Source organism: Anabaena subtropica FACHB-260, assembly GCF_014697105.1.
GTDB classification, from domain to species: Bacteria; Cyanobacteriota; Cyanobacteriia; order Cyanobacteriales; family Nostocaceae; genus Trichormus; species Trichormus subtropicus.
In genome coordinates this window covers 57,898-64,349 of the sequence record NZ_JACJRF010000029.1, presented here as the reverse complement: position 1 = coordinate 64,349, position 6,452 = coordinate 57,898, and the positions used below count along the sequence as shown (strand labels likewise).

Annotated in this window: 4 protein-coding genes; 2 read left to right on the top strand and 2 right to left on the bottom strand. The window is 39.1% G+C overall.

Annotation, left to right across the window (positions count from 1 at the left end; translation table 11 throughout):
• Nucleotides 1-175: 175 nt before the first annotated feature.
• Nucleotides 176-1,843 carry a hypothetical protein gene (locus tag H6G18_RS16550; protein ID WP_242040356.1) on the bottom strand — a complete coding sequence of 556 codons (1,668 nt, stop codon included), beginning with the start codon at nucleotides 1,841-1,843 and terminating at the stop codon, nucleotides 176-178.
• A 56-nt stretch (nucleotides 1,844-1,899) separates the two neighbouring features.
• Entirely contained in the window at nucleotides 1,900-2,850 is a 951-nt protein-coding gene (locus H6G18_RS16545) for an ABC transporter ATP-binding protein (protein WP_190408195.1), read from the bottom strand.
• Nucleotides 2,851-3,271: 421 nt separating this feature from the next.
• Between H6G18_RS16545 and H6G18_RS16540 the strand changes: the two genes are divergently transcribed.
• Nucleotides 3,272-4,936 (top strand): alpha/beta hydrolase, encoded by a 1,665-nt coding sequence (locus H6G18_RS16540; protein ID WP_190408194.1) that lies wholly within the window; start codon nucleotides 3,272-3,274, stop codon nucleotides 4,934-4,936.
• 612 nt (nucleotides 4,937-5,548) lie between these two features.
• Nucleotides 5,549-6,427, top strand: coding sequence for an SDR family NAD(P)-dependent oxidoreductase (locus H6G18_RS16535; protein WP_190408193.1), 879 nt, complete (start codon nucleotides 5,549-5,551; stop codon nucleotides 6,425-6,427).
• Nucleotides 6,428-6,452: the final 25 nt, after the last annotated feature.

Here is a 6,452-nt window from a genome sequence, read left to right as displayed (position 1 = left end):
GTTCTTCTTCGCTCTCTGCGATTTCAATCTTAAAAGTGCGGCTCATGGTTATTTTAATTTATCGAGTTTGTTTCCTCTATTATATGCACCTTCATATTAAACTGGTATCAGCAATATAAAAACCCTAGTTTATCAAAAAACCAGGGTTTTTCAGGTTTATAACTAAATCAGTTGGTTAGTTTCCTACTAAGATAGCTTTTGTTGCTGATTCGCCAAATTTTTTCAATTGACTGGTGATTTGGAACAGTATTAAACCTAGTATACCCCCATGTCCTAGAAGTGCTAAAAACATTGTGGTTGTTACTATATATGCACCACCAGGATACAAAATAACTAGAGGTGAAGCTACAGACAATAACCACAGTACCGACTGGTTGCTAGGGTTGGAAAGCAATAGTCCTAAAACAATTGGTGGCAAAATAATTACAGCGCCTAACATCCCATTAGCCCACAATATCCTCTGTTCATTTTTCATCAGTAAAACTAATTGGGCTAAGGCTGCATAAATAATAGCTAAACTACCTGCAAAAACTAGAGCTAAGAGAGCCTTATATTTATCATTGACCGGGCTGGATACGATTAAAATGAAGAAGACTAAACAGGTAATTGCAATTAGAGCATTGATGGCGATCGCTAATATCGCTGGACTTTTTTCACCCCAAATTAAATCTTTGATTAATTTGCTATTATCAAGCTTTTGGGAACTATAAATATGTCGATAGCGTGACCAGTCTTGTAGTGTTTGACGATTAGGAGTAAGTGCTGCAATTAAATACAAGAATAACCCAAAATCTAGAAACATTAAGAAAGCGATATTTTCCTTCATCAATGAAGACTGATAGTAACCTTCAGTGAATGCTGCTCCCCAATTTGTACATCCTAAAGTAATCAGAGTGAAGCTAGAAGTTAATAAATAACTTTGCTTTTTACTTAACATTGTGGAATTGGGATCTCGATAGCAACGCTGCAAAGATTCCCAAATAAAGTAAGTTCCCAACAAGTAAAGCAGTACACTAAAACAAACTGTAATAGCAAAACTAGCTCCTATTGGCAGAGCAAACCAATGGAATCTAGAAAGTTGTGAGACCTTGGAATAATGGGGAATAAAATAATATGGGTTAAACAATCGTATTATTATGATTGGATAATTAACTATGGAACTATCTCTTAAAGCTTCTTTCGTAAATAAAAGAAATCCTAAAACTAACCCACTCCCTAGCCAAGCTTGAAAACCACCCAACCAAGTACCAACTAAACTAAAAAGTAAAGCCCCACTGTAATAAAAAAAGCCAGCAATGATCAGAATTCCATAAAAGCTAAAAATCTGACTTAGGGGAATTTGAGCCTTCAGCCCTAACCATAGGTGGAAAGGAATTGCTAGTAATAACACTAGATATAAAATGATGGGAACTCCCAGCATTTTCCCAATAAGAATACTTTGGGGTGGTTGGGGGCTGAGTCTGACAAAATTGAGTGTATCTCGTCGCTCTTCAGTTGCTAAATCATTGATGAGTAAAAAAGTTCCCCCAACTAGGAGAATAAATACTCCAATCAAACTGAGCATACTAAAGACATCTTGACACCATAATTGCCAGTTGATAATTACGTTATCATAACTGTCAAAAATACATTGTAATGGCTCAGAAAGAGTATCACTTTTACAGTATTTATGGTTATATGCAAATGAGGAATCGGCATGATATGGCAGTTGTGCTTGGAAATACATGAAGAGTACAATTTGACCAAGCAAGGATACAGCAACTGCTAGTAAAATATCACGAACTTTCCCACGTCCTTTAATTTCTCGTAATAATTGAGGATTCCATTCGCCTAGTTTGTACATAAAATTATTTATCATTGGAAAAACTCCAAAAATAGGCAGTGATAATTATTGACTAATTAGGATGCTTGTTTGTGTCCTAATTTCAAGAAAATACTTTCCAAGTCTTCTTGAATGCAGTGAAAATCAGTTATAGGAACGCCGGAAATAATGAGCGATCGCAGTAATTCTGCACAATCTTCTTCTTTACCCAGAAAATTCACTCGCAGACTGTTTTTTCCTGGTATTTTCTCATACTGTTCTACCAAGGGATGATTTTTTAATTCACTCACAAGTGAATCTAAATTACCCAAAGTTGATAACACAATCTGTTGCTGAGAAAGCCTTTGGTAAAGTTCTTGCAGTGAAGCACTTTCTACTAAAAAACCCAACTCCATAATTCCCACGGAAGTACAAAGTTCGGCTAAGTCACTCAAAACATGGGAAGAAATTAAGATTGTCATCCCTGCTTCTTGCAACGCTTTGATGATTTGCCGAAACTGCATCCTCGCAATGGGATCAAGACCAGAAACAGGCTCATCTAAAAGCAGTAAAATGGGTTCGTGAATGATCGTGCGCGCTAAACTCAAACGCTGTTTCATCCCCCGCGATAGGGTAGAAATTTGACTTTTGCGTTTATTTTCCAGTTGTATTAGTTCTAAAACTTCGTGTAGGCGTTGAGTGCGCCGTGGTTCTCGTAAGCGATACAGTCGCGCAAAATAATCCAAGTAATCCCAGACTGTTAAATCCTCGTATAGGGGATAATCATCAGGTAGGTAGCCAAGGCGACGCTTGAGAGTAGGGTTACTCTTGTCAAGTCGCAGGTGTTCTCCATTAATATAAATCTCACCCATCGTTGGTTCTTCAGCTGCTGCCAACATTCGGATGAGAGTAGTCTTCCCCGCCCCATTTGGCCCAATTAATCCATAGACTTCACCCGCTTGGATTTCTAAATCAACTTCGTTGACAGCAATGTGTCGTTCAAATTGCTTAGTTAATCCACAAGTACGAATTGCTAATTCTTTCACCATAGCTGCTAGAGTGCGGCTGTTGTTTAACAGTTATCAGTTATCAGTTAATTGATAACTGGTCTAAACATTAAGCTAACTTGTGTATACAGTCTCTGATAGTCTTGTTTCGGAAATTGAAACTGATTGTCATTGGTTATTAGCTAAGTTTATTTTTTCCTGGTTGTCTCTGCTTTCCTCTTCTTATCTGCTTCATTCTCCAGAACAAGCCTCCCAGGGATAGATGCAATTTATAGCCATAATGGCTATTTGTTTATTTAGCCTGGTTAGTGTGGCAATTAAGAGAATACGAAAGTAAGCACTTGCTTTATGATGCAAAGGGTATAACACGAGCAACACGGTAAATTGGAAAGCGGTATCGTTCCGCCCCGCTTTCCCTTCGTCTCAAGTTTGTTTGGACGAGGTAGACAAGCGGATTATTCTGATGAAAAATTTTTTGAAGTATCTGAGTCTAGGTTTACTGTCCACCTTTTTGACAGCTACACCAGGTTTAAGTGCTGAACGGATCAGTTTTTTTTACCCTCCTTTTGGGGAATTTTCTTTACCTGTTGACTCTTTAGCAAATTTTGCGAAGGACGGGAAAATCGATCCTGATTTACAATTCTATGCTCAACGTGCGACTCCTGAGCAACTGGCTCAACTACGAGAATTTCTGCAACAGCGTTTTAATGTAACTCCTACTTTAGTATCTCAAGTTACTTACTCACCAATTGGTGAACAGGTTTTGCAACGGCTAGGAGAAATTGTACAGACTGATTCTCGCCGTAATGGCTTTTATGCTTTGCGCTCGGCGCTGATTTTATCGGCTACCAACCCAGAGGGTTTATCACTTGTTAATATATTACGTAATTTTCCCAGCACTAATGTGCGGCTTAATTTCTCTGAGGGGTTGAGAATAGTTGATGACTTATCACAATTGACCAGAACTAGAGATAGGGTTGTTGCTTCTCTACAACAAGAAGCAATAGCCCAGACTCTTGTTTCTCAGGAGAATTTATCACAGTTACCAGATTTACGATCGCCTGGAAAGTTCCGTTGGCAAATAGCGACTTTCACCTTAAATGATCCTCAGCGCAATAGCGCCAGCACTGACTTGTCAGTTCGCCGTCTACCTGTAGATTTATATTTACCACAAACAACTACAGATACCCAAGAACAACAGCCCTTTCCTCTAATTGTGATTTCTCATGGTATTGCCTCAGACCGCTATAGTTTTATTTATCTCGCCGAACATCTCGCATCCTATGGTTTCGCCGTTGCTGTATTAGAACATCCTGGTAGTAACGCTAAACGTTTTGAGCGATATTTTGCTGGTTTAGCAGGGCCGCCAGAACCTAGAGAATTTATTGACAGACCTTTAGATATTAAGGTTCTTTTAGATGAACTCCAGCGTTTGGAACAGTCTGATCCCCGGCTCCAGGGTAAACTTAATTTTCAGCAAATTGGTGCGATCGGTCAATCTTTTGGTGGTTATACGGTGTTGTCCTTGGCAGGAGCTAAGATTAATTTTGATCAACTCAATGAGGATTGCGATCCCGACAACTCTAGTTTGAATGTATCGTTGTTGTTGCAGTGTGAGGCAAACCAATTAATTCCACAAGATTATCAATTACAAGATAGTCGGATCAAAGCAGTTATTGCCATTAACCCTATCACTAGTTCTATTTTTGGTGAACCCGGTATCAGCCAGATTCAACTTCCTGTAATGTTAGTAGCAGGTAGCCAAGATATTTTCGCCCCACCAGTACCTGAACAAATTCGCCCCTTTACCTGGCTTTCCAACCCCAATAAATATTTAGCCTTAATTGATAACGCCACTCACTTCACTCTCATCGAAGATTCACCTAGTGGAAGTAATGTATTACCTGTACCAAGCGGCTTGCTAGGCCCTGATCGGACTGCGGCTTATTCATATCTCAATGCTCTAAGTGTGGCTTTTTTACAAACCCATCTACTCAATCGTCCTGAGTATCGTTCTTATTTACATCCTTCTTATGCCCAATCTATTAGTAAACCTCCTTTAAATTTGAGTATTTTACAGTCATTAAATGCCGAACAATTGACACAATTTGCCGGGAATAGAGAGTAGAGAGAAGAAATCAGGGGGAGAAGAAAACTATTAGCAACTGACAACTGACAACTAACAACTGATTAATGACTATCGACTATTGGCTAGTCAATAATTTCCGTGAAATTGCTGACGACAAAATAGTTGAAACTGTTCCTAACAAATATGTCTTTTTTGTGTCTTATTTATGTCTGCTATATAACAATTTTCTATTAACCAAATAATGTTGATTGCAATTGTCAGGGGATCAATATATTTAGCTCAAAGTATTAATAAAAACTTATTCAAAAACAAATTTTATATATATGTTACTGTTAGCAAGTATTAAGAAATACTTATTAAAGATTGTTGCAAGTCCTTGATTTAATTGCTAACGTGTGTAGAAGCAACGATGCTGATGAACAGCTCTGATTTAGAAGAGGTAAAACCTATGAGCCATATCGATTCAGCCAACAGTGTAAGAAATTGATTGCAATCTGCAAACTACACCCAATGCAGATTAGCCCAGAAATATCTCGTTGCTAGAGGCTAATTGCGGTTCAGATATTTAATACAACTGATGATTTGTTTTGCCTCTTGGTGATTGATTAATGACGGACTGAGGTAAGACTAAGACTCTGGAGGATGAAATCCATGAAGATTCAAGGTAAAGTTGCTCTAATTACAGGGGCTTCCCGTGGTATTGGGCGAGCGATCGCTTTAGAATTAGCACAACAAGGGATACAAAGATTAATTTTAGTAGCACGCGATCGCCAAAAGTTAAGAGAAGTCGCCCAAGAAGTCGAAGCAATGGGAGTGCAAGCCACAACATTGGCAATTGATTTAACCCAAGCGACAGAGGTAAACATCGCCATAGCCCAACTTTGGCGGAATTACGGCCCTATTCACTTACTAGTTAACTGTGCCGGCGTAGCATACCAAAGTTCATTCTTGCGTTCCAAACTTACCCAAGTGCAAGAAGAACTCTCAGTGAACTTATTAGGGATGTATACTCTCACCAGTCTCATCGCCAAACGCATGGCCAGCCAAAGACAAGGAACAATTATCAATGTTTCCAGTTTAATGGGGAAAGTAGCTGCACCAACAATGGCGACTTATTCAGCCACAAAGTTTGCCATCTTAGGTTTTACCCAAGCCTTGCGACGTGAACTCGCTGAGTACAACATCCAGGTAAAAGCCTTGTTACCATCCCTCACCGACACAGATATGGTACGTGACATCAAACTATTTCGCTGGGTAATTCCCATGACTCCCCAGCAAGTCGCCAAAGCACTAGTTTCTGGGCTAGAAAAAGATTCACCAGAAATTTTAGTAGGATGGCAAAGTCATCTAGCTGTTTGGTGTCAACGTTTAGCACCTTGGTTGCTAGAGTTTGTTTTAAAAGTAGCTACACCACCAGCTATGAGAAAACAACCCGATGAAAGCTTGAGTCTTCTGACAAAAATCCAACGTTTTGGAGATTTCCTTTTCGCTGGGAATAAGTTTCCCTTTGTCTTCGCCCGCAAAACTTGACACACATCTCTAATTAGTTAGGAAA